This window comes from Solidesulfovibrio alcoholivorans DSM 5433 (assembly GCF_000702665.1).
GTDB classification, from domain to species: domain Bacteria; phylum Desulfobacterota; class Desulfovibrionia; order Desulfovibrionales; family Desulfovibrionaceae; genus Solidesulfovibrio; species Solidesulfovibrio alcoholivorans.
Genome location: NZ_JNJA01000018.1, coordinates 22,930 through 43,213, shown reverse-complemented (window position 1 = coordinate 43,213; position 20,284 = coordinate 22,930). Strand labels below are relative to the sequence as shown.

Genomic DNA, 20,284 nt, shown 5'->3' with positions numbered 1-20,284 from the left:
CGAAACTCCTTGGCGTCGGGCGGCCGCGATGGCGGATGCGGAAAGCCGGACAACAGGCATGCTGCAAACCCGCCGCCCCTGTCAACCGGGCAGGCGGCGGGGAGGTCAGTTGCGGGCCGCAAGCGCCTTAGGCGCGCCCCGGTCCGTGACGCATTCGGCCTCGTGCTCGCCGCGCAGGCATTCGATGAGGGCCTCGAGCTCGCCCGTGCGCTGGGCCAGGTCCGAGACGGCGTCGGCCGCCTGGCGCATGCCAGAGACGGTCTCGTCGGACACGCCGCGGATGCTCGCGAGGTTTTGCGTGATGCCCACACCCTGCGCGGCCAGGGCGTCGGCCAGTGCGGCCATGCCGGACACGCGCGCGGCGGTGCGGGAGACGATCTCCACGATGGCGGCCAGGGACTGGCCGGAATTGGCGGCCAGTCCCGTGCAGGCCTCCACGGCCTGGCCGGATTCCTGGGTGGAGGCGATGTTGCGGCCGATGCCCTGCTGGATGGCCGTGACCGCGTCGGTCACGTCGCGAGTGGCGTTCATGGTCTTTTCCGCGAGTTTTCTGACCTCGTCGGCGACCACGGCGAAACCGCGCCCGGCCTCGCCGGCGCGCGCGGCCTCGATGGCGGCATTGAGCGCGAGCAGGTTCGTCTGGTCGGCGATGTCGGAGATGACCGTGGTGATGGCCCCGATTTCCCGCGCCTGGCCGCCAAGCGCGTCCATGCCCTGGCGCATTTCCTGGGACAGGGCGTTGATGCGGGCGATGGAGGAGGCGACCTCGGACACGGCGGCGTCGCCCTGGCGGGCCTTGTCCAGGGCGGTGGCGGCGTCGTCGGCCACCTCCCTGGCCTGGCCGGACATGTCCCGGGCCCGGGCGTCCATGTCGGCCATGGCGTCGCCCGAGGCCGCGAGCTTGCCGGTCTGGAACTGGGCTCCGCGCGAGGCCTTGGTGACGAGCCCGGAGAGTTCGCTCGTGGCTTCGGCCACGGCCTTGGCCACGTCCTCGGCCTGGCGGCCGAGGGTGAGCAGGTTGTCGCGCTGCCGGTCGAGTTTTTCCCGCATTTTCCTGGCGCTCGTGAGGTCCGTGTAGAAACCGAACAGCCCGAGCGGCCGGCCATCATCATCGGCGATGGGCGTGGCCGAAATGCTGATGGTTTTGACGTCTCCGGAGGGAAGGCTGATGTCGATTTCGCCGTGGAAGGACTGGCGGGTGCGGGCCGCCCGTTCCGTGCGGGTTTCGCGCGTGGGGTCGCCGAAAAAGAGCTGGCCGGGCGTCATGCCGACGATGTCCGCGGGCTTTTCCGTCCGTTCCAGCTGGTCGAGCAGCAGCTGGTTCACGTGGGTGATCCTGCCGTCGGCGTCGAGGATGAGGAACGGCGAGGTGTCGGCGATGGCGGCGATGACGCCCTCGATGAAGCAGAATTTGTCCTTGATGCCGGCGAGCATGCGCGTAAGCGAGTCCTTGAGCCGGCCGAGCTCGCCCGTGATCTCGCCCGGAAAACGCGCCCGGTAGTTGCCGGCGGCAATTTCCTCCGCAAAGGCGATGCACCGGCGAAGCGGCGCAAGGACCGTGCGGCGCAAGGCCAGGAAAGCATACAGCCCGAGCAGCACGGCCAGGGCCAGGAACAGGCCCTGCACCAGCAGCAACGTGTCCACGCGGGCCGCGGATTCGGCCTGGAGCATGCCCACGGCCTTGTCCATGGCCGCGTTCACGCGTTCGCTGGCCGCAAGCAGCCCCGTGGCGTCGCGGTTGCCCGTTTGCGTCGCCGCGTCCCGGATCAGGCCCTCGTAGTCGCGCCACAGCCCGGCCACGGTCGCAAGCTGCGCGGCCACCTCCCCGGAGGGCACGGGCAGGGTGGCCCGGGGGCCGTCAGGGGCCAGGGTCGTCGGGGCCTGGCCGCCCACGCGCAGGGCTTCGAGGCTGACCGCGAAAACGCTTATGGTGGCGTCGAGCTTTTGCAGCAGCGCGGGGTCGCCTTTGCCCGCGGCGGCCGCGAGTTCCGCGAGCAGCGCTTCCTTGGCCATCTTCTGGGACAGCATGCGCTGGCGGCCGGCGATGTTGACAACCAGGCCGTCATGGCGCTGCCCGCGCGAGACGAGCCAGGTGGCGGTGAACAGGGCGGCGACGAGCAGGACCAGGGCCACTGTGGGGGCAAGGACTTTGATGCGAAGCGACATGGCGACTCCGTTGGCGGATGCGGTTTCCGTCCCCTTCCGGACCGAGTGAGAGGGGGATTTTTGGGCAAGTACCATGGTTGCGGCCTAAATTGAACAAAAATGACGGAAGAAGCGGAAGTAAATTACAAATTTTATTGCAATATTATGAAATTTTGGGATATGTTGGTTTTCCGATCGCATTGCTGCGTCGGCGAAACGTCGTTATCCTGACGGCTTCGCTGCTCTTTGTGATGTATTGCATGCATTCGTCCTGTGGCATTGCGGATGGTTCCCAGGTGAACGAACGCTTACGCGCCATGGGGGATGACATTTTCCATCCGCCTGTGTAACTCTCTTTACGCAATTAGAAAAAGCACCGCTCGGACAAGGAGCCCCCCATGTCGCGTTCCCGCAGACGTTCGCCGTACCCCTCCCGCATCTTCCTGCTCGTTGCCATGCTCGTGTGCCTCGCCGTTTCGGGTTGTGGCCAGGGCGACGCCGACAAAGAGAAGGCCACCGCCAAAGCCCCGGCCGCGCCGGCGGTGATGGTGGCCGCCAAAAAACCCGTGGTCGCCGACGTGCCGGTCACGGCGGAATTCGTGGGGCGGCTTGCGGCGAAGGAAAACATCGAAGTGCGGGCCCGGGTCGAGGGCTATTTGAAGGAGCGGCTCTTCACCGAAGGCGCGATCGTCAAGAGGGGCGACCTGCTTTTCGTCATCGAGCCGCGCCAGTACCAGGAGAGCCTGCGCAAGGCCCAGGCGGAACTCTCCCGCCAGCAGGCGCTCCTGTCCAAGGCGCAGGTCGACTTCGGCCGCTTCGAGCAGCTCTACAAGCAGCGCGCCGTCAGCCGCGACGAATACGACACCAAGTTCACCAACCAGCGGGAGCTTGCGGCCAACGTCGAAAGCGCCAAGGCGGCGGTGGAGACGGCCGAACGCGACCTGGGCTACACGAAGGTCACCGCGCCCATCACCGGGCGCATCGGCAAGGCCCTGGTCAACGTCGGCAACCTCGTCGGCAAGGGCGACAACACCCTGCTCGCCGAAATTTCCTCCATCGACCCCATCTATGTGGATTTCTCCATCAGCGAGCGCGACTACCTGGGCTTCGTCGCGGCCATGCAGGAACGCGACGGCAAGGAACAGGAATTCCCCCTGACCCTGGTGCTTGCCGACGACTCGGTCTATCCGCAGAAGGGCGAGGCGGACATGGCCGAGCGGGCCGTGGACGCCAAGACCGCGACCCTTGGCGTGCGCGGCGTCTTCCCCAACCCCAAGGGCCTCCTCAAGCCCGGCCAGTACGCCAAGGTCCGCGCCCTGCTCGACACCCGCCAGGGCGCGCTGCTCGTGCCGCAGCGGGCCATTGTCGACATCCAGGGCAGCAAGTCCGTGTACGTGGTCGGCCCGGGCGACGTGATCGAGGCCAAGGCCGTGACGCTCGGCGGCAGCAAGGACGGCTCGTTCGTCATCGATTCCGGCCTGACCCCGAGCGATCTGGTGGTTGTCGAGGGCGTGTCCAAGGTGCGGCCCGGCGTCACGGTCAAGATCGCGCCGGAGCCCGCCACCGCCGCAACCGCGCCGGCCGCCGCGCCCGTCAAACCGTAAGGAACGGCCATGGTCGACTTCTTCATCGAGCGGCCGGTCTTTTCCACGGTCATCTCCATCGTCATCACCCTGGTCGGGGCCATCTGCATCCTGACCCTGCCCGTGGCCCAGTATCCGCAGATCGTGCCGCCCACGGTGCAGGTTTCGGCCACCTACGACGGCGCCAGCGCCCAGGTCGTGGAAGAGTCCGTGGCCACGCCCATCGAGCAGGAGGTCAACGGCGCCCAGGACATGCTCTACATGAATTCCGTGAGTTCCAACGACGGGCGCATGGTCCTCAACGTCACCTTCGACATCGCCCGCGACCTGGACCTCGCGACCGTGGACGTGCAAAACCGCGTGGCCCTGGCCAACTCGCGCCTGCCCCCGGAAGTGACCCGGCGCGGCATCTCGGTCAAAAAGCAGTCCCCGGACATGCTGCTCGTGATCAACCTCAACTCTCCCGACGGCAGCCGCGACACGCTTTTCCTCAACAACTACGCCAAGATCAACATCACGGACGCGCTCGCGCGCGTGCCCGGCGTCGGCAACGTGGCCGTCTTCGGCGAGCGCGACTACGGCATGCGCGTCTGGCTCGACCCGGACAAGCTCGCGCGCCTGGGGCTCACGGCCACGGATGTGGCCAACGCCATCACCCAGCAAAACGTCCAGGCCCCGGCCGGCCAGATCGGCATGCCGCCCGCGCCCCCGGGCCAGGAGTTCCAGCTCACGGTGCAGGTCAAGGGCAGGCTCGCCGATCCCGAGGAATTCGCGGACATCATCGTGCGTACGGGCAAGGGCGCGGAGATCGTGCGCGTGCGCGACGTCGGCCGCGTGGAACTCGGCAGCCAGAGCTACAGTGCGTTCACGCGCTTAAACGGCAAGCCCACCTGCACCATCCAGGTCTTCCAGCTGCCCGGGGCCAACGCCCTCGACGTCGTGGCCAAGATCCGGGCGATCATGGCCGAGCAGGCCGGCTATTTCCCGCCGGGCGTGGCCTACACCATCCCCTACGACACCACGCGCTTCGTCACCGCCTCCATCCACGAGGTGGTCAAGACGCTGTTCGAGGCCGTGCTCCTCGTGCTCGTCGTGGTCTACATCTTCCTGCAAAACGGCCGGGCCACGCTCATCCCCATGCTCACCGTGCCGGTGTCGCTGGTCGGCACCTTCGCCTTCATGCAGGTCTTCGGCTTCTCCATCAACACGCTCACGCTGTTCGGGCTGGTGCTCGCCATCGGCATCGTGGTCGACGACGCCATCGTCGTGGTCGAGGCCGTGCAGCACAAGATCGACCACGGGAAGCTGCCGCCCAAGGAGGCCACCAAGGCGGCCATGGCCGAGGTGGCGGGCCCGGTCATCGCCATTTCGCTCGTGCTCATCTCCGTGTTCGTGCCCGTTGCCTTCATGGGCGGGGTGACGGGGCGGATGTACCAGCAGTTCGCCCTGACGCTCGCCGTGTCCGTGGCCCTTTCGGCCATCTGCGCCCTGACGCTTTCCCCGGCGCTGTGCGCGCTGATTTTGCGCCCCGCCAGCCTGCCCCGCGGACCGTTGGGCGCGTTTTTCCGGGGTTTTAACACGCTTTTCGAGCGCACCACGAGCGGCTACGCCGCGGGCGTGCGCGGGGCCATCCGCTATTTCGTGCTGACGCTCGCCCTGCTTGGCGCGGTGCTCGCCGGCTCCTACTGGCTGCTGACGACCCTGCCCACGGGCTTCGTCCCGGACGAGGACCAGGGCTATTTCATCGTCAATGCGCTGCTGCCCGAGGGCGCGTCGCTCGAACGCAACGACGCCGTGATCAAGCGCCTGGAAGAGCATCTCGCCGCCGATCCGGCCGTGGCCGACGTGCTGGCCCTCGGCGGCTACAACCTGATGACCAGCACCTACAGCTCCTACGCCAGCGCCATGTTCGTCATCTTAAAGCCCTGGGAGGAGCGCGCGACGCCGCAACTGAGCCTGGATGCCGTCATGGACCGGGCCAGGACGCATTTCGCCGGGATGCAGGAGGCCATGGTCATGGCGTTCAACCCGTCGCCGATTCCCGGCCTTGGCACCACGGGCGGCTTCCAGTTCGAACTCCAGGACCGCTCGGGCGGCCCGGTGGCCGATCTTGCCCGCACGGCCTACGGCTTCATGGCCGAAGCGCGGACGCTGCCGTCCGTGACCGGGCTTTTCACCGACTTCAGCGTGGACGTGCCGCAACTCTTCTACGCCCTGGACCGCGACAAGGTGCAGACGCTCGGCATTCCGCCAAGCGACGTGTTCGGCGCGCTCCAGACGTACCTCGGCGGGCTCTACGTCAACGACTTCAACAAGTTCGGCCGCACCTACCGGGTCATGCTCCAGGCCGAGCCGCGTTTCCGCCGCTCGCCGGCCGACATCGAGCGCTTCTACGCGCGCAGCGCCAGCGGCGACATGGTGCCCCTCAGCACCCTGGGCCAGACCACGGACATCCGCGGGCCGGAATACATCCGCCGCTTCAACCTGTTCCGCGCCGTGGAGATTTCCGGCGGCACGCCTCCCGGCTTCTCCTCGGGCCAGTCGCTGACGGCCCTGGCCGACCTGGCGAAAAAGACCCTGCCTCAGGGCTTCGGCTACGACTGGACCGGCATCGCCTACCAGGAGGTGCGCTCGGGCAGCCAGTCGATCTACATCTTCGCCCTGGCCCTGGTCATGGTCTTCCTGGTGCTCGCCGCCCAGTACGAGTCCTGGGCCGTGCCCTTCGCGGTCATCCTGGCCGTGCCGTTGGCCGTGTTCGGAGCCATGGCCGCGCAGATGCTGCGCGGGCTCGACAACAACGTCTACGCGCAGATCGGCCTCGTCATGCTCATCGGGCTTGCGGCGAAAAACGCCATCCTCATCGTGGAATTCGCCAAGATGCGGCGCGAGGCCGGCGACGCCCCGGCCGACGCGGCCGTGGCCGCCTCCACGTTGCGCTTCCGGCCCATCCTCATGACGTCGTTTGCCTTCATCCTCGGCGTCGTGCCCATGCTCGTGGCCTCGGGCGCGGGCGCGGCCAGCCGCCACGCCCTGGGCACGGCGGTCTTCGGCGGCATGATCGCGGCCACCATCCTCGGCGTCTACTTCGTGCCGGCTCTCTACTGCTACATCCAGCGCGCCGTGGAGCGCCTGCGGCGCTGAGCGGGGGGAAGACGGGGAAGAATGCCTCCGGCGGCCAGGAGGGGGTGACCCCCTCCTGGACCTCCCCGATAGGGGGGAGAAACGAACGGCCCGGGTGCGCGATGCGTCCGGGCCGTTCATGCGTTGCGGGGGCAAGACGTTATCCACAATCCGTGGATTTCTTGCCGCGCTCCGGACCGGAAAATCCACGATTGCGCCGGAAGAAATCCCGTGCGGCGCTGTCGCTCCCGGCCCGGCGGCCGGCAGGCGCAAAGGGCCGCGCGGCCATGCGCCAGGCCTGCCCCGGCCGGCGGCCGGACAGCAGATAGGCCAGGCAGGGGGCCAGCAAGAGCGGCGGCACGACGAGGATGTAGGTCAGCAGGTCGGTGGTGAGCAGCGCCAGGAGCGTGCGCGTAAGGAGTTCCCCGCGCGGCAGCGTGAGGACGAAACGGATAACGGCGGCAGGCACGAGGCCGTAGAGGGCGGTCTCCGGCCAGACGCTGAAAATGAGCCAGTACACGGCCTTGTAGGCCGCCGCGCCGCAACTGCCGCCGATCCAGGCCACGAAGAGCAGGCCCGAGGCGAACGCGGCGGTTTTTTCCAGGCGGGAATGTGGCACTGGGCGCTCCCGTCCTTCGCACGGCGAAGGATCGCAGGAAGCCATGCAAAAAGAATGCACCCCGCGCGGCGAAGCGGCGGGCCGTGCGTTCGGTGGCCCCGGCGGACGTTGTGCGCGGCGCGCAGGCGGGCGTCAGGCCGGCGTCGCGCCGTCTTCCGGGGGGAAGTCCTCCGGCCGGGCGCGCCGGGCGGCGGCGGCCAGTACGCGGTCCAGTTCGGCCTGGGCCAGAGGCTTGGACAGGTAGTCGTCGAGGCCGTCGGCCAGGAAGCGTTCGCGGTCGCCGGGCATGGCATGGGCCGTGACCGCGGCGATGTAGACCGAGGCCTTGTCCGGGTCGGGCAGGGCGCGGATGGCCCGCGCGGCTTCCAGGCCGTTTAAGCCGGGCATCTGGATGTCCATGAGCACGAGGTCGAAGGTGGCCATGGTCGCGGCGTCCAGGGCCTGCTTGCCGTCGCCCGCCGCGCTGACGACATGGCCCCGTTGCCAGAGCCACTTTTCGATGATGTCGCGGCTCACGCGGTTGTCGTCGGCCACGAGCACCCTCAGCGGCGGCAGGGGCGTTGGCGCGGCGTCGTGCGCCGGTGCGGCCGTTTCCGGAACGTCGGACTCCAGGTCGAAGACGGCCGTGAACGTGAACTCCGAGCCCTCTCCCGGGACGCTCTCCACGGTGATGTCTCCGCCCATCAGGGTGACGAGGCGCTTAGTGATGGCGAGCCCCAGGCCCGTGCCGCCGAAACGGCGGGTATAGGCGCCGTCTGCCTGGATGAAGGGTTCGAAAATGCGCTCGAGGTCTTGCTGCGCGATGCCGATGCCGGTGTCGCTGACGGTGAAGAGCAGCCCCTGGAGGGGGTGCTGCGCGGCGGCTTCAGGCGGCAGGCAGGTTTCCACGCACTGCACGCCGATGACGACACCCCCACGCTTGGTGAACTTGATGGCGTTGCCGACGAGGTTGAGCAGTACCTGGCGCAGGCGGTCGGCGTCGCCGAGCAGCAGGTCGGGCACGTCCTCGGCCACTTCCGTGGCGAGTCCCAGGCCCTTGTCCGCGGCGAGTACGCCAAGGGCCGCCGCAACCGATGCCAGGACCCCGCGCAAGCTCATGGGTTCCTTGGAAATTTCCAGGCGGTCGGCCTCGATCTTGGAGAAATCAAGGATGTCGTTGATGATCCGCAACAGCGCCCCGGCGCTGTCCTCGATGTCCTTGAGGAATCCGCGCTGCGCCTCGTCCAGTTCGGTCGCGGCCAGGACCTGCGCCATCCCGAGGATGCCGTTTAAGGGCGTGCGGATTTCGTGGCTCATGTTGGCCAGGAACACGGATTTGGCCTGGCTTGCCGCTTCGGCCGCCTCCTTGGCCGCGGCCATGGCCGCCTCGGCTTCGCGGCGTTCGGCCACTTCGCGGATGAGTTCCTGGTTCATGCGGTTGAGCGTCATGGTCCGCTCCCGCACCATCACTTCCAGCCGTTCGTTGAGGCGCTTGAGGCCTTCACCGGCGGCATGGCTGTCGGTGACGTCCTCCACGATGCCGGCCACTCGGGTGACCACGCCGGCGTCGTCGGCCACGGGGAAATAGCGGGCCTGAACCCAGCGCACCTGGCCGTCCGGGCGCACGATCCGGTATTCGGGGAAGGAGCCGGCGCCGGGCCGCTTGCCGGCCACGGTGCCCAGCGCGCCGAGGACCGCGTCGCGATCGTCGGGATGGACGCCGTCGATCCAGGAGAGCGGGGCTTCGTAGAGGCTTTTGGTGCTGCGGCCCCACAGCCGTTCATAGGCCGGGCTGATGTAGAAGACCCGCTTCCAGTCCGCGGAGCCGAGCCAGAAGACCTCGCCGATGGCCTCGGCCAACTGGCGGAATTTCTTTTCGCTCTCGCGCAACGCCCGCTCGGCCGCTTTGCGCTCGGTGATGTCGCGCACCACGGCGATGATTCGTTCCCGGCCGTCGAGGACGGCGCGGCGCAGGTTGACCTCCACCCAGAACAACCTGCCGGATTTGTCCCGGGCAAGCCACTCGAACAGTCGGGGTTGGCCTTCACGGGCGCGGCGCAGTTCCTCCTGGATCTCGGCCGTGGAGTAGGGCGGGTAGCCGGCGCTGGTCTCGGCCGGCGACAGGCGGCGCAGCTCCTCCGGGCCGTAGCCGAGCAGCGTGGTCGCGCGTTCGTTGGCCTGGAGGAATCGGCCCGTGTCCGGGTCGTGGACGAAAATGGCGTCGTTGACGGCATCGAAAATGCGGCGGTAAGTGGCTTCGTTTTCCCTGGCGGTTTGCGTGGCTTCGAGGCAGTCCGTGATATCGTTGCCGCAGGCCACGACCCGGCCCGTTTCCGGGCCCCCTGCCGGCAGCGGGACCGTTTTCCAGCGGATGCGCCGCACGCCGCGCTGGGTGATGACGCCATGCTCCGGCCAAGCTGCCTCGCCGCCTGCGGCCAGGGCCTCGAGGAGCGGGCGCAGGCGCGGGACGTCGTTTTGGGCCACGGCAAAGGAAAGCCACTCGCGCCCCAACGTCGTTTCCCGGTCCAGGCCGAGCAGTGCCAAGCCGGCGTCGCTTAAATGGACGACGCGCCCGGAGGCGTCCAGGACTACGGCGATGTCCCCGGCCGCCTCCCACAGGGCGGCGGGGAGAGGGGCGCAGGCAGTGGATGGCGGGGTGGAAGGGTTGTCCACGGCGTCGGGCATGGCAGTGCTTCGCGAAGTTGAAATATCGTTTCTTGTGAGCGTTATGGTCTTTTTCCACAGTGCCGGCAAGGGTTGGTTTCCAGAAGGTGCCTCTCTTGCCCGCGTCATGCGCCGAAAGTATGAGGGGACCGCGAACGCCGAGCGTTCGAGGAGGTTTCCGCATGGACAGAAGGCATTTTCTGCTGGCCGCGGGCGTCGTCGCCGCGGGCCTGGCCGCGCCGCGCGCGGGTGTCGCGGCGCAGGGGGCGGCGTTGCCCACGCCGGCGTTGCCCGGGGACAAAAGCCTGGAAGCGGCGCTGCGCGCCAGGCAGACCCAGCGTAGCTTCGACGCGCGCCCCCTGCCGGACGAGATTCTTCCCGGGCTGTTGTGGGCGGCCAACGGCATCAATCGGCCCGAGGCCGGCAAGCATACGGCCCCGACGGCCATGAACCGCCAGGAGATCGACGTCTACGTGGCCAAGGCGGACGGCCTTTTCCGCTACGAACCCAGGGACCACCGGCTGGAACGGGTCTCCACCGAGGACCTGCGCGCCGCCACGGGCAAACAGGCGTTTGCGGCCACGGTCCCGGTCGATCTCGTCTACGTGGCCGACATGGGCAAGGTGGCGGGCGCGACGCCCGAGGAGAAGGCCTTTTACGCCGGGGCCGACACGGGGTTCATCAGTCAGAACGTCTATCTCTACTGCGCGGCCATGGGCCTGGCCACGGTGGTGCGGGCGAACTTCGACGGCGCGGCCCTGGCCAAGGCCATGGGCCTGCCGGACGGGCGGCGGATCACGCTTTCGCAGAGCGTGGGCTATCCCAAGGTCTGACATCACGCTTTACTTATAAATGGTGTCCGTGTATGTAGGATCAGCGCAAGATAACAGTCGTTGTCCGCATTCTGGGAACGCTGTAATCGCAGCAAGCTTGTGCAAAAAAGCACAATCTTGCTGCTCCCTCGGCCCGCAACCGTCGCGCCGCACGTGATAAATCAGGCAAAAGCGCTTTGTTGTTGACATTGCCTTGCCCAAATCGCTACCTCCACTACCATCATAAAGCCGATACGGTCGTCAGGCGGCGCGCCGCCGCCGGCGTCAGTCCGGACACCCGGGCGCATTTTTCCGCATCGCCATACAAAAGGAGTCAGCATGGAAACGCTCACCTATCCGGAAATGCAGCGCATCCTCATGGAGGAACTGCGCCTTATGCACTATCCCATCGCCATCAAATACTTCTTCGACCAGGCCGAGCTCGACGCCTTCAAGGCCAAGGGGAACTACTACCTGCCGGCCAAGGCCCTGACCTTCTGCCAGGCCGAAATCGGCGCGCGCATGGAAGGGATCACGGTGCTCATGGGCAAGGAGCAGCTCGGCTGCGGCAATGCCAAGTGCGTGTTCGGCTGGAAGGAGATCGACGAGGCCGAGATCAAGGGCCACCTCAAGTACGTGCGCGACATGGAGCAGGCCGAGCGGTTCGTGCGCAGCAAGCCGCGCCTGAAGCAGCCGCTGCTGTCCGTGGTGGTCTCGCCCCTGGCCGATGCGCCGTTTTCCCCGGACACGGTGCACTTCTACTGCGACAACATGCAGGCCTACCACCTGGTGGTGGACTGGATGGCGGCGCGCGACATCCATCCGCTGCGTCCCAACATGACCATGAATTCGGCGGCCTGCGCCGGCAACGTGTTCGCGTTCAACAGCGGCGAGGCCAACGTGTTCCTGGCCTGCAGCGGCAGCTACAACGCCGGCAAGACCGAGCGCGGCGAGATCAACGTGTCCATTCCCGGCGCGGATATCGGCCTCGTGGTCGCGCGGCTGCTGGAGCGCAAGGCGGCCACGGGCGGCGCGTCGGTGACGCGCGTCGGCCATCCCTTCCCCGGCGCGGACATCTGCAAGAACTGCCCGCTGATCGTGTTCAAGAAGGTCGAGGCCCCGGCCGTCGCGGACTAACGCCGCGACCCTTCGCGCATACGGTAGTCGGGTTGAAAAACGGCCCGTCGCACGTGTTGTCCCAGGAAAAGCATTTGCTTTCTTCGAGGGCGCGACACGAGGCGCGACGGCGGTAAGAAAGCGGCCCTGCGGGGCCGCTTTCTTGTTGTGGCTGCATCCCTCGGGCGTTGTGCGCATCAGTGTATGTCGTTAAAAATATAATGATATTTTGAGTCTTCTTTGATCATATGTTCCATGATGATGTCGTGTATTATGTATTGTAGTATGTCTATTGTCTGTATATCTTTTGACGTATCTGTTTGTATGAGTTTACTGTACTGTCGTACAAGGCGGGCATGTTCGGCCGCGTGGTTGTCGATCTCTGGGTAGTTGTTTGCGTGAAGTATCGCTTCTTCGTCTTCAAAGTGTTTTTTTACGTGGACGAAGATATCGACGAGAAGTCTTTGTGTCTCTTGCGGTGTATTGTTTGTAAAGGTGTGTTGCAGAAGGTCATTTGCAAGGCTGATTAGCTGCGCATGTTGTGTGTCGATGGTGGAATTTCCCGAAGTGTATGTATCGCTGAATAAAATTTTTAATGTCCCAATGCCGCCATTTGCCTGGTCAAGGCGGTATGTTTCATCTATTGATGCAAATTTGATGCGATTGCGCCCTTCATGTTTTGCCTGGTAGAGGAGTTCGTCTGTTTTCCGGATAATAGAATCCGGTGTTGTATCTTTTGTGCACGTAAGGGAAAGTGTTCCAATGCTGACAGTGACTGTATCGGACACTTCTGACCCGGCGTGTGGAATGGCTAAATTGGCAATGGTTTTTCTGATGTTTTCAGCCACGCCGACTGCGCCAAGGAGGTTGGTGTCCGGCATGAGGCAAACGAATTCCTCTCCTCCGTATCTGGCCGCAAGGTCCGTCGGCCGATTGAGGCTTCGGGCGATTGCCCGGGCAACCCGTTGCAGGCATTCGTCGCCTTTGACATGGCCGTACGTGTCGTTATAATATTTGAAATAATCGATATCGAGCATCGCAATCGAAAGTGTGGTTCCGGAGCGCGAGTGCCTGCTGCATTCGTAGGACAGCATCTTGTCGAAATGGCGGCGGTTTGAGATTTTTGTAAGCCCGTCCTCGTTGGTGATCGCTTCGAGCTGCTTGTTTGACTCCTCCAACGCGATTTCCATAAGTTTTCTTTCCGTTATGTCTTCATGGGCAATGACGGCTCGTGTCGGGCCTTGGCACGGAAACCGGGTGACTCGGGCCAGGAACCACCGTCGCTTGCCGGGGGAGTGGCAGGGGTATTCCATGGTGAAGAGCGATCTGGCACCGCTCAAAACGCTTTTCAATCCTTCCGAAAACAAAAAGGCGTCGCTGCAGCAACTGGTTGCGTTGCTTTCGCACGTGGTCAAATAATTCACTCCTTCGGAAACCCGTTCCGGGGCGACCCCGTTCGCAGAAGCAAAATCCCGCCACGCCTTGTTGGTAAGGATTATTTCGCCATGTTCTTCAATGAGCGCGATGCTGGCCGAAAGTCCGTCCAACGTGGATTGCAAGAACAGCTTGGAAGTCTGCAATTGGCTCGAGAGTTTTTGATTGACGAGGATGATCAGACCGAAAGTCCAAAGCGTACTCGTGGTGATGAGGAGAAGATATGAAAGGATCAAGGGCGATGGTTTTTCAAATAACAGCGGGACCGACGCTGTGAGGAGAGGGATGACCGCAAATGCTGACAACCAAAAAGCGTCGACTATGAATATAACCTTGAGAAAATCAATGACGATGTTGCGTTCGTTCGGAGAATTTTGCCTTAAAGTTGTCGCAGAAAAAATGGAAAATATGGCGCAAGCGAATGACGTGATAGTCCTGCGTAGGGGAATGCTGGAATTTACATAAGTGAAATACAGCAGGCAGAAGGCGGCCAATGAAAGTGTAATGTAAAGATATTTTTTTAATATTTTTGAGTCGTTATACTTGGCACAACCAATGTAGATAAATGAAAAGCATAGTATAAAAGTAAAATTATAAATAAATACAATAAATGAATGGAATGTGGGTATGTCGCGAAGAAAGAAAAGGAAAAAACCAAAAACGGTACAGCCGCTTCCAAGGGTCCACCACCCTAATCCTTCTCCCTGTTTGCTGATCTTGTGCTGCAAAAAAAATGCAACAAATTGAGTGCAACAAAAAATGCCGTAACAGACTGCAAGTGTTCTTATGTCAAGATTTTCCAGCATGCTTGGATGATACGAAGGGGGGTGAAGAAGTGAAGGAAAAATTGTCGGTTGCTACTTTATAAAAATCCCTAGCGTGCATACTCATGCCATAGGGATGTGGACAAGTAAACAATAAATTGAAAAGTCCCTTTGGGAATGCTTATTGTCCTGTTTCGATTCCCCCGTTTGCGCTGCACAGGTGCGCTTGGAAGGGTCTCCCGCTTCACACGGCACACTGCCGTGCAAAAGGCCGGGCACAGGAAAAAGCGCAGAGCATCGGCGGGACACGTGCTGCCGGGGTCAGATTTTCTCGCGCACGATGGCCCCGAGACCCGTGTCGAGCATGTGCGTGGTGATGGCGCGGGGGGTGTCGTCCGGGACGTTGCTGCCCATGCTCGGGCCCAGGCGTTCGGCCGCGAAATGGCCGGCGGCGAGCGCGGCCACCATGTCGGCGGTGGAGGAAGGGTCGAAGCGGGTCAGGGATGCCGCGCGCTCCCACATGCGATCCGAAATGCTCATGGCACGCCTCCAGACGGTGTTTTGAAAGTAACGCCGTCCGCGACGACCGGCAAGGGGGACGCCGATATCTCGGCGATGTGGGCAACGGACGTAATCCTGTGGTGAAAAAAGTGTAACCGCCGGAGAAAGGCGTGCGGGGCCACAACGGACGCTCAAACGAAATCGCTTGGGCTGGCGCACGGTTGATCGCATTGCCGGAGACGGAGGCTGCTGGCACGCTTCTGGCATCAATGAAGGCGTTGGCTTGGATCGTCACCGGGAGGTGTACCATGAGACGTTTGATCGCCATCACTGTCCTGAGTCTGGCCCTTGTCGCCGCGGCCGATTCGGCCCGAGCCCTGACCGTGGCCGGACCGGGATTCGCCGTGAGCCTGCCCGTCTATGCCACGGTGGGCCCGCCGCCGGTCTACGTCGCGCCGGCCTATGTGCCGCCGCCGGCGGTCTACGTGCCGCCTCCGGTCTATGTCGGCCCGGCCTACGTGCCGCCGCCGGTCTGGGGCGCCCCGCGTCCGCGTCCGGTGGCCTGGGCCGCGCCGGTTCCCATCGGGCCGCACCCGGTGGTCGCGCCCGTCCCCGTCGGGCCGCGGCCCGGGTTCGCGCCCGTCCCCATGGGACCGCGCCCCAGGTAGGTCCGTGACCGCGTCGGGTGCTGCCTGACGCGGCGGCCAAAAACGAGGCCGCGATCGGGATGTTCCCGGTCGCGGCCTTTTGTGTGGCGTGGCGTGAAAAGGGCGTCAGGGCGCAAGCCAGGTCCGGATGAATGCCCGCGTCTTGTCCGCATCGAGGGGTTTGCCGGTCAGCGACAGGCGCGAGGCGTTGGCCGCGAGCAGATCGAGGTAGGGGCCGGGATTGGCGACAAGGGGCGCAAGTCCCGCGCCGCGCAGCAGCTCCCGGGCCAGGAAGGCCTCGCCCCAGATGTTGGGGTGGATGCCTTCCGGGGTCAGCGCGGCCACGCCGCATTGCGCCCTGAGCGCGGCGCGAAAGGCGTCCATGCGCCGGCGCATGTCGAGGAAGACGAGCTTGCCCTTGTTGCCCGGATCCTTGGCGAGCGTCGCGGCGGCGTCGCGCAGGGCCTGGTTGTGGCTGCGCAGACCTCCGGTCTTGGGGCTCGGGAAAGGGGCCTCGAAGCGGAAGCCGTCCGGCGGGATGCCCATGACCGGCTTTTCCGGAATATCGTCGAACATGTCGTAGAGCACCAGGGTCACGGCGGCTTTCGGCAGCACGGCCCGGCCAAGCGTCAGCCAGTTCTCCTCGTAGGCGTCGGGGTTCTGCCCGTTGTAGCCCGCGTCCTCCATGATCACCACGTCGCCGTCGCGGATCACGCCCGCGTCTATGAGGCCGGAGATTTCGCCGGCCTTGCCTGCCACGTCCGCCGCTTGCGGCAAGCCCAGCGCCCCGGCGTAGGCGGCGACGAGTTTGGCCGAGGGAATGGTCAGACCGTGGTTTTGCGACGTCAGGAGCCCCGAGTCCGCGAACAGGACGTTTAGGACCGAAGCCAGGGAGTGCATGCACCACAGCGGATCCTTGGTCTTCTCACCCGGATCGTTGGCCTGGCGCATCATGTCGGCCATGGCCGACACCATGTACGCGGTGTCGTTGAGCTTGGCCTGCAGGGCCGAGAAATCGATGGTCTCCAGGGTGCACATCATGGAGACGGAGTCGCCGAAGATGAAGACCGCCCGCCCGTAGGCGTCGCGGTTGGCCTGGATTTGCCCGAAGATGCGGTCGGGTGGAAACTCTGCCGGCTGCTCGGCGGAGGCGGGCAGGGCGGCCAACAAGAGAAACAGCAGGGCGGGCGCAAGGCGTAGGGACATGAAAGAGCTCCCGGCGGCTTGGGTTGGCATGGCGCATCGCACGCTAGCGCAACCGCTTCTTGAAGAAGTTGTGCAGGGTCATGTCCAGCCTGCCGAAACCGTAGCCGAGTACGGCCACAGTGAACAGGCCCAGGAAAGCGGTGGCGTTGTTGAGCGGCCAGCCGAAGCTGTAGACGGCGAGGGAGAAGAAGGCCGACAGGATGACGGCGTGGATGAGGTAGTAGGCGTAGGCGTAGTCGCCGAAGTTGGAGAGGGCCTCGATGAGCGGGTGGCGCCACTTGTCCTCGAGCTTGACCACGGCGTAGAGGCTCGCCGCGGTGCACAGGCTCCAGGGCAGGATCTCGCGCATGTCCTTGATCAGCCCCGCCGGACGGTCCCAGGAACTCAGCACGCAGTAGGCCGAACAGGCGCAGATGGTGACGACGGAGATGCTCCAGTGCCAGTCCGGCATCTTCTTCTGGAGGTAATAGACCAGCGCGCCGGTGATGAAATAGAGGTTGAAGCCGGAAAGCAGCACGGTGCGCCAGGTGGTGAAGATGTAGGCGTCCTGCATGCCGAGGACATAGTAGGCGAAGAAGATCGCCGCCGCCCACGTGAACAGGAACGGCACGAAATAACGGCGCAACCTAGGCAAGGCGAACGGCGAAATGATGACGTAGTAGGCGATTTCGTAAATGAGCGTCCATTCCACGTGCAGGGGCAGGTCCACCGGCCCGAGCGGCAGCAGGGAGGCCGCGGCGAACAGGTTGGAGGGCGGTGCCTTGTGCCAGACGAGGTAGCTGACGAGAAGGGCGATGGCCACGCCGCAGAAATAGGTGGGGTAGACGCGCAGCAGGCGGCGGGGCAGGAAATTGCGGTAGCCGATGTCGATGAGGAAGGCCATGATGAAGCCGGAAATGCTGAAAAACGGCAGTGCCGCGGCCATGAAGGCGGCCGGGATGAAGTGGAAGACCGTGCCGTCCGGTTGTCCGTAGATGATCAGGTAGGCCCGCATGTGCAGATAAAGGACCATGGCCATGAAAACGAGACGCAGAAATTGAATGGAATAATATCGCACGGTGTCGGATGGATCCCTTGGATTGTTACGTTTCGAAAAATATCGTCGGGAAGATACGCACCGACGCGACGGTAGCTACTGCTTAGAAGACTTCTTTGCGCAGGTCCACCTTCTCTTGCGGCGCTTGTCTTGGTTTTCACACCCCATCGGCCCTGGCCAGGGCTTCGCGGGCCGCGTCGTCCTTGCCTTGCGCGGCGAGCGCCCGGGCCAGTTCGCGCCAGAATTCGCCACGGTCCGGGCGCAGGGCGGCGGCCTGGCGGGCCATGGCCTCGGCGATGGCGGGATCCTGGCCTTCTTCCAGGTAGAGCCGGGCCATGAGGTGCAGGGAGAAGGCGTCCTTGGGGTCGTGGAGCAGGGCCTGGTGCAGGTGCTCGCGCGCCTCCTCGAGCCTGCCCTGGGCGAAGGCGAGGCGCGCCAGATGGCGCAGGGTCAGGGCCGGGCCGTTTTGCGTCTCCATGGCGCGGCGGTAGTACTTGCGCGCCGTTTCGAAGCGCCGGTCCTCCTCGGCCATGCGCCCCAGGCGCAACAGGCTGAAGACGTGCTGCGGGTCGGCGCGCAGGCATTTCTGGAAGGCCGTGCGCGCCGCCTTGGCTTCCGAGAGCCGCCGGCAGACGCAGCCGAGGTTGTAAAGGGCCATGGTGTTTTTCGCGTCGCGGCCGATGACCCGCGTGAATTCCGTGCGCGCCGCTTCCAGGCGGCCGAGGCGCGCCAGGCAGATGCCGAGCGAATTGCGCGCCAGGATGTTGTCCTCGTCGGCGAGCAGCGCCTGCTTGAACTCCTCCATGGCCGCGTACACGTCGCCCATGGCGAACAGGCGGTCGCCGCTGACCGTGAGCGAGAGGGAATCGAACACGGCGAGTTTGGGGCCTTCCGGCAAAAGCAGCGCGTGGTCCAGCGCCTTGCGGCAGTTGTCCGCCACGTCGGCGCGGGAATAGTCCAGGAACGGATAGCCGGCGATGCCGACGGCGGCCTTGCCCAGGCGCTCGGTCAGGGCGGCCAGGCACGCCTCGGCCGGCTCGCGCAGGCTTTCCGGCTCGCGCCCGGGCAGGTAGAAGACGATTTTTCCTGAACTGAAGCGCCCACTGAGGGCGTCCTGTCCGAAATGCGCACGGCAGATCGCGACAGCTTCGGCCATGTCCGCCTCGGCCGGGCGGTCGGGTTTGCGCTCGCGGGCGGCGTCGGGCAACAGCGCGAGCACCATGGAAAATGTCTGCCGCTTCTCCCGGTCCTGCGCGGCCTGGCGCAGGAAATCGCGGCGGTCGTAGAGTCCCGTGACCTTGTCGCGCCGGGGCGAGGTGTCGCACGCCGGGGCGAGGGGGGCCGCATCGCCGGCTTCGGGGGCGAGCAGCAGCCGGTCGCCGGGCTCCAGGGGCAGATCCGGGTCGGCGAGCTGGAGCACCTCGGCGAAGGCCATGTCCTCGCCCACCTCCAGCAGCGCGACCTCGCCCTTGATGGTCGTGGGCGAGCGGCCGGACACGCGTTCGCCGTCGGATTTGCGGATGTCGCGCGGGCGTTCGTTTTTGGGCGACCAGACCAGGAAACGCTGCCCGGCCTCGGCCTCGGCGTAGCGTCCGAGGCTCACCGCCAGGCGCGACAGGGGGAGCGTTTCGAGCACCACCCCGCCCTCGGCCAGGATGCGGCTCCAGGCCATGGCCTGGTCGCGGCCGAGGTCCTTGGCCACGGCCAGGGCTTTTTTCGCCTTGCGCCACAGCACCCGCGCCTGCTCGGCGGGCGGGGCCGCGAACTGGCCGCCGCGCATGTCCTGCGGATAGGCCGCCGCGCCGGCGCTGGCCGTGAGGCTGAAGGATTCGCCCGTGGCCGGCACGGGAAAGGTGAGGCGGGACAGTTCGCGCACAAAAGTATCGGCCGCTTCCCGGCAGCGCGCGGCCGAGGCCCCGGGCAGGAAGAAGCCGAACAGGTCGTCGTGCAGCCGCGCCGCCAGCCCCTGTTGCGGGCACAGGCGCGCAAAGAGCCTGCCCACGGCGGCAAGGGTCGCCTCGGCCGCGAGAAAACCGTGCCGCGCGGCCACCCGGCTGAAGAAGTCGAGGTCCAGCGCGACCAGCCCGAAGCCGCCGCGCGGCCCGGAAAGCCCGGGATCGGCAAGGCCGCCCGAACCCGGCAGGATGCGCTCCTGGACCCGCTCGATTTCGTCGGCCATGTTGGCCAGAAGCGTCTCGCCTGTGGCCAGGCCCGTGAGCGCGTCCGTGGCCAGGGCCTTGGTCAGGCTCGCCTCGCGAAGGGCCATGGCCGCGACGCGCGGCAAAAGGGGCAGCAAGGTGCGCGGCGCGCCAAGGCTCGCTCCCCGGGCGATGAACACCCCGAGCAAGCGGCCGTCGGCGCAAAGCGGAATGAGCACCTTGCGCTCCGCCGGCAGATGCGTCGCCAGGGAAAAACCCGGGCCGAAGCCCTCGGCCGCGGGGTCGTCGCCGGCGCGGGGGAAATAGAGGCTGTGCGTCTTGAAGGTGAGGAACCGGGAAAAAACGTCCCGCAGGAACTGCTCGCAGGCGATGAGGTCGCTTTGGGCGAGCGGAGAGCCCGCAGCGACGGATGGCGCGGATGATGGCTGCATGGGGCTTTGCTCTACCGTCGTCGCGGCGGGAAAACAAGCGCGCCGGGAAGCGCCCATGTCCGGGACTT

At 65.2% G+C, this 20,284-nt stretch carries 13 protein-coding genes; 5 read left to right on the top strand and 8 right to left on the bottom strand.

Going from position 1 to position 20,284, the window contains the following annotated elements; translation table 11 throughout:
- Positions 1 to 105: 105 nt before the first annotated feature.
- Positions 106 to 2,166 carry a methyl-accepting chemotaxis protein gene (locus tag Q368_RS0119955; RefSeq protein ID WP_052360310.1) on the bottom strand — a complete coding sequence of 687 codons (2,061 nt, stop codon included), beginning with the start codon at positions 2,164 to 2,166 and terminating at the stop codon, positions 106 to 108.
- A gap of 377 nt (positions 2,167 to 2,543) precedes the next feature.
- Between Q368_RS0119955 and Q368_RS0119950 the strand changes: the two genes are divergently transcribed.
- Positions 2,544 to 3,749 (top strand): efflux RND transporter periplasmic adaptor subunit, encoded by a 1,206-nt coding sequence (locus Q368_RS0119950; protein WP_029460805.1) that lies wholly within the window; start codon positions 2,544 to 2,546, stop codon positions 3,747 to 3,749.
- A gap of 9 nt (positions 3,750 to 3,758) precedes the next feature.
- Entirely contained in the window at positions 3,759 to 6,869 is a 3,111-nt protein-coding gene (locus Q368_RS0119945) for an efflux RND transporter permease subunit (protein WP_029460804.1), read from the top strand.
- A 139-nt stretch (positions 6,870 to 7,008) separates the two neighbouring features.
- Here the strand turns inward: Q368_RS0119945 and Q368_RS24145 are convergent, their stop codons facing one another.
- Positions 7,009 to 7,467 (bottom strand): hypothetical protein, encoded by a 459-nt coding sequence (locus tag Q368_RS24145; RefSeq protein ID WP_052360309.1) that lies wholly within the window; start codon positions 7,465 to 7,467, stop codon positions 7,009 to 7,011.
- Between the two features lie 132 nt (positions 7,468 to 7,599).
- A complete protein-coding gene (locus Q368_RS0119935; RefSeq protein ID WP_052360308.1) occupies positions 7,600 to 10,131 on the bottom strand; it encodes a PAS domain S-box protein in 2,532 nt (843 codons plus the stop codon).
- Between the two features lie 161 nt (positions 10,132 to 10,292).
- Here Q368_RS0119935 and Q368_RS0119930 point away from each other — a divergent pair, with 161 nt between their 5' ends.
- Both Q368_RS0119930 and Q368_RS0119925 read left to right on the top strand, forming a co-directional pair.
- Positions 10,293 to 10,943, top strand: coding sequence for a SagB/ThcOx family dehydrogenase (locus tag Q368_RS0119930; RefSeq protein WP_029460801.1), 651 nt, complete (start codon positions 10,293 to 10,295; stop codon positions 10,941 to 10,943).
- Between the two features lie 318 nt (positions 10,944 to 11,261).
- Positions 11,262 to 12,059, top strand: a complete 798-nt coding sequence (locus Q368_RS0119925; RefSeq protein WP_029460800.1) for a DUF169 domain-containing protein — start codon at positions 11,262 to 11,264, stop codon at positions 12,057 to 12,059.
- A gap of 176 nt (positions 12,060 to 12,235) precedes the next feature.
- On the opposite strand, the gene Q368_RS24980 is transcribed toward Q368_RS0119925, so the two are convergent.
- Together Q368_RS24980 and Q368_RS0119915 are read right to left on the bottom strand one after the other, a co-directional pair.
- Positions 12,236 to 14,278, bottom strand: a complete 2,043-nt coding sequence (locus tag Q368_RS24980) for a diguanylate cyclase (protein ID WP_029460799.1) — start codon at positions 14,276 to 14,278, stop codon at positions 12,236 to 12,238.
- 279 nt (positions 14,279 to 14,557) lie between these two features.
- Complete coding sequence (locus Q368_RS0119915; RefSeq protein ID WP_029460798.1) at positions 14,558 to 14,776, bottom strand: hypothetical protein; 219 nt, start codon at positions 14,774 to 14,776, stop codon at positions 14,558 to 14,560.
- A 269-nt stretch (positions 14,777 to 15,045) separates the two neighbouring features.
- Between Q368_RS0119915 and Q368_RS0119910 the strand changes: the two genes are divergently transcribed.
- Positions 15,046 to 15,405 carry a hypothetical protein gene (locus Q368_RS0119910; protein WP_029460797.1) on the top strand — a complete coding sequence of 120 codons (360 nt, stop codon included), beginning with the start codon at positions 15,046 to 15,048 and terminating at the stop codon, positions 15,403 to 15,405.
- A 105-nt stretch (positions 15,406 to 15,510) separates the two neighbouring features.
- Here Q368_RS0119910 and Q368_RS0119905 read toward each other — a convergent pair whose 3' ends face one another.
- The 3 genes from Q368_RS0119905 to Q368_RS0119895 form a co-directional block, all read right to left on the bottom strand.
- Positions 15,511 to 16,590: an SGNH/GDSL hydrolase family protein gene (locus Q368_RS0119905; RefSeq protein WP_029460796.1), complete on the bottom strand. Its 1,080-nt coding sequence runs from the start codon at positions 16,588 to 16,590 to the stop codon at positions 15,511 to 15,513.
- Between the two features lie 43 nt (positions 16,591 to 16,633).
- Positions 16,634 to 17,647, bottom strand: a complete 1,014-nt coding sequence (locus Q368_RS0119900; protein WP_029460795.1) for an acyltransferase family protein — start codon at positions 17,645 to 17,647, stop codon at positions 16,634 to 16,636.
- 136 nt (positions 17,648 to 17,783) lie between these two features.
- Positions 17,784 to 20,216: a tetratricopeptide repeat-containing diguanylate cyclase gene (locus Q368_RS0119895; protein WP_052360305.1), complete on the bottom strand. Its 2,433-nt coding sequence runs from the start codon at positions 20,214 to 20,216 to the stop codon at positions 17,784 to 17,786.
- Positions 20,217 to 20,284 lie beyond the last annotated feature (68 nt).

What these genes read in the sequence shown, in the direction of transcription:
- Q368_RS0119930 (WP_029460801.1), top strand. Translation starts at nt 10,293, where the DNA reads ATGGACAGAAGGCATTTTCTGCTGGCCGCGGGCGTCGTCGCCGCGGGC.
- Q368_RS0119935 (WP_052360308.1), bottom strand. Translation starts at nt 10,131, where the DNA reads ATGCCCGACGCCGTGGACAACCCTTCCACCCCGCCATCCACTGCCTGC.
- Q368_RS0119950 (WP_029460805.1), top strand. Translation starts at nt 2,544, where the DNA reads ATGTCGCGTTCCCGCAGACGTTCGCCGTACCCCTCCCGCATCTTCCTG.
- Q368_RS24980 (WP_029460799.1), bottom strand. Translation starts at nt 14,278, where the DNA reads ATGCTGGAAAATCTTGACATAAGAACACTTGCAGTCTGTTACGGCATT.
- Q368_RS0119895 (WP_052360305.1), bottom strand. Translation starts at nt 20,216, where the DNA reads ATGCAGCCATCATCCGCGCCATCCGTCGCTGCGGGCTCTCCGCTCGCC.
- Q368_RS0119955 (WP_052360310.1), bottom strand. Translation starts at nt 2,166, where the DNA reads ATGTCGCTTCGCATCAAAGTCCTTGCCCCCACAGTGGCCCTGGTCCTG.
- Q368_RS0119910 (WP_029460797.1), top strand. Translation starts at nt 15,046, where the DNA reads ATGAGACGTTTGATCGCCATCACTGTCCTGAGTCTGGCCCTTGTCGCC.
- Q368_RS0119925 (WP_029460800.1), top strand. Translation starts at nt 11,262, where the DNA reads ATGGAAACGCTCACCTATCCGGAAATGCAGCGCATCCTCATGGAGGAA.
- Q368_RS0119905 (WP_029460796.1), bottom strand. Translation starts at nt 16,590, where the DNA reads ATGTCCCTACGCCTTGCGCCCGCCCTGCTGTTTCTCTTGTTGGCCGCC.
- Q368_RS0119945 (WP_029460804.1), top strand. Translation starts at nt 3,759, where the DNA reads ATGGTCGACTTCTTCATCGAGCGGCCGGTCTTTTCCACGGTCATCTCC.
- Q368_RS0119915 (WP_029460798.1), bottom strand. Translation starts at nt 14,776, where the DNA reads ATGAGCATTTCGGATCGCATGTGGGAGCGCGCGGCATCCCTGACCCGC.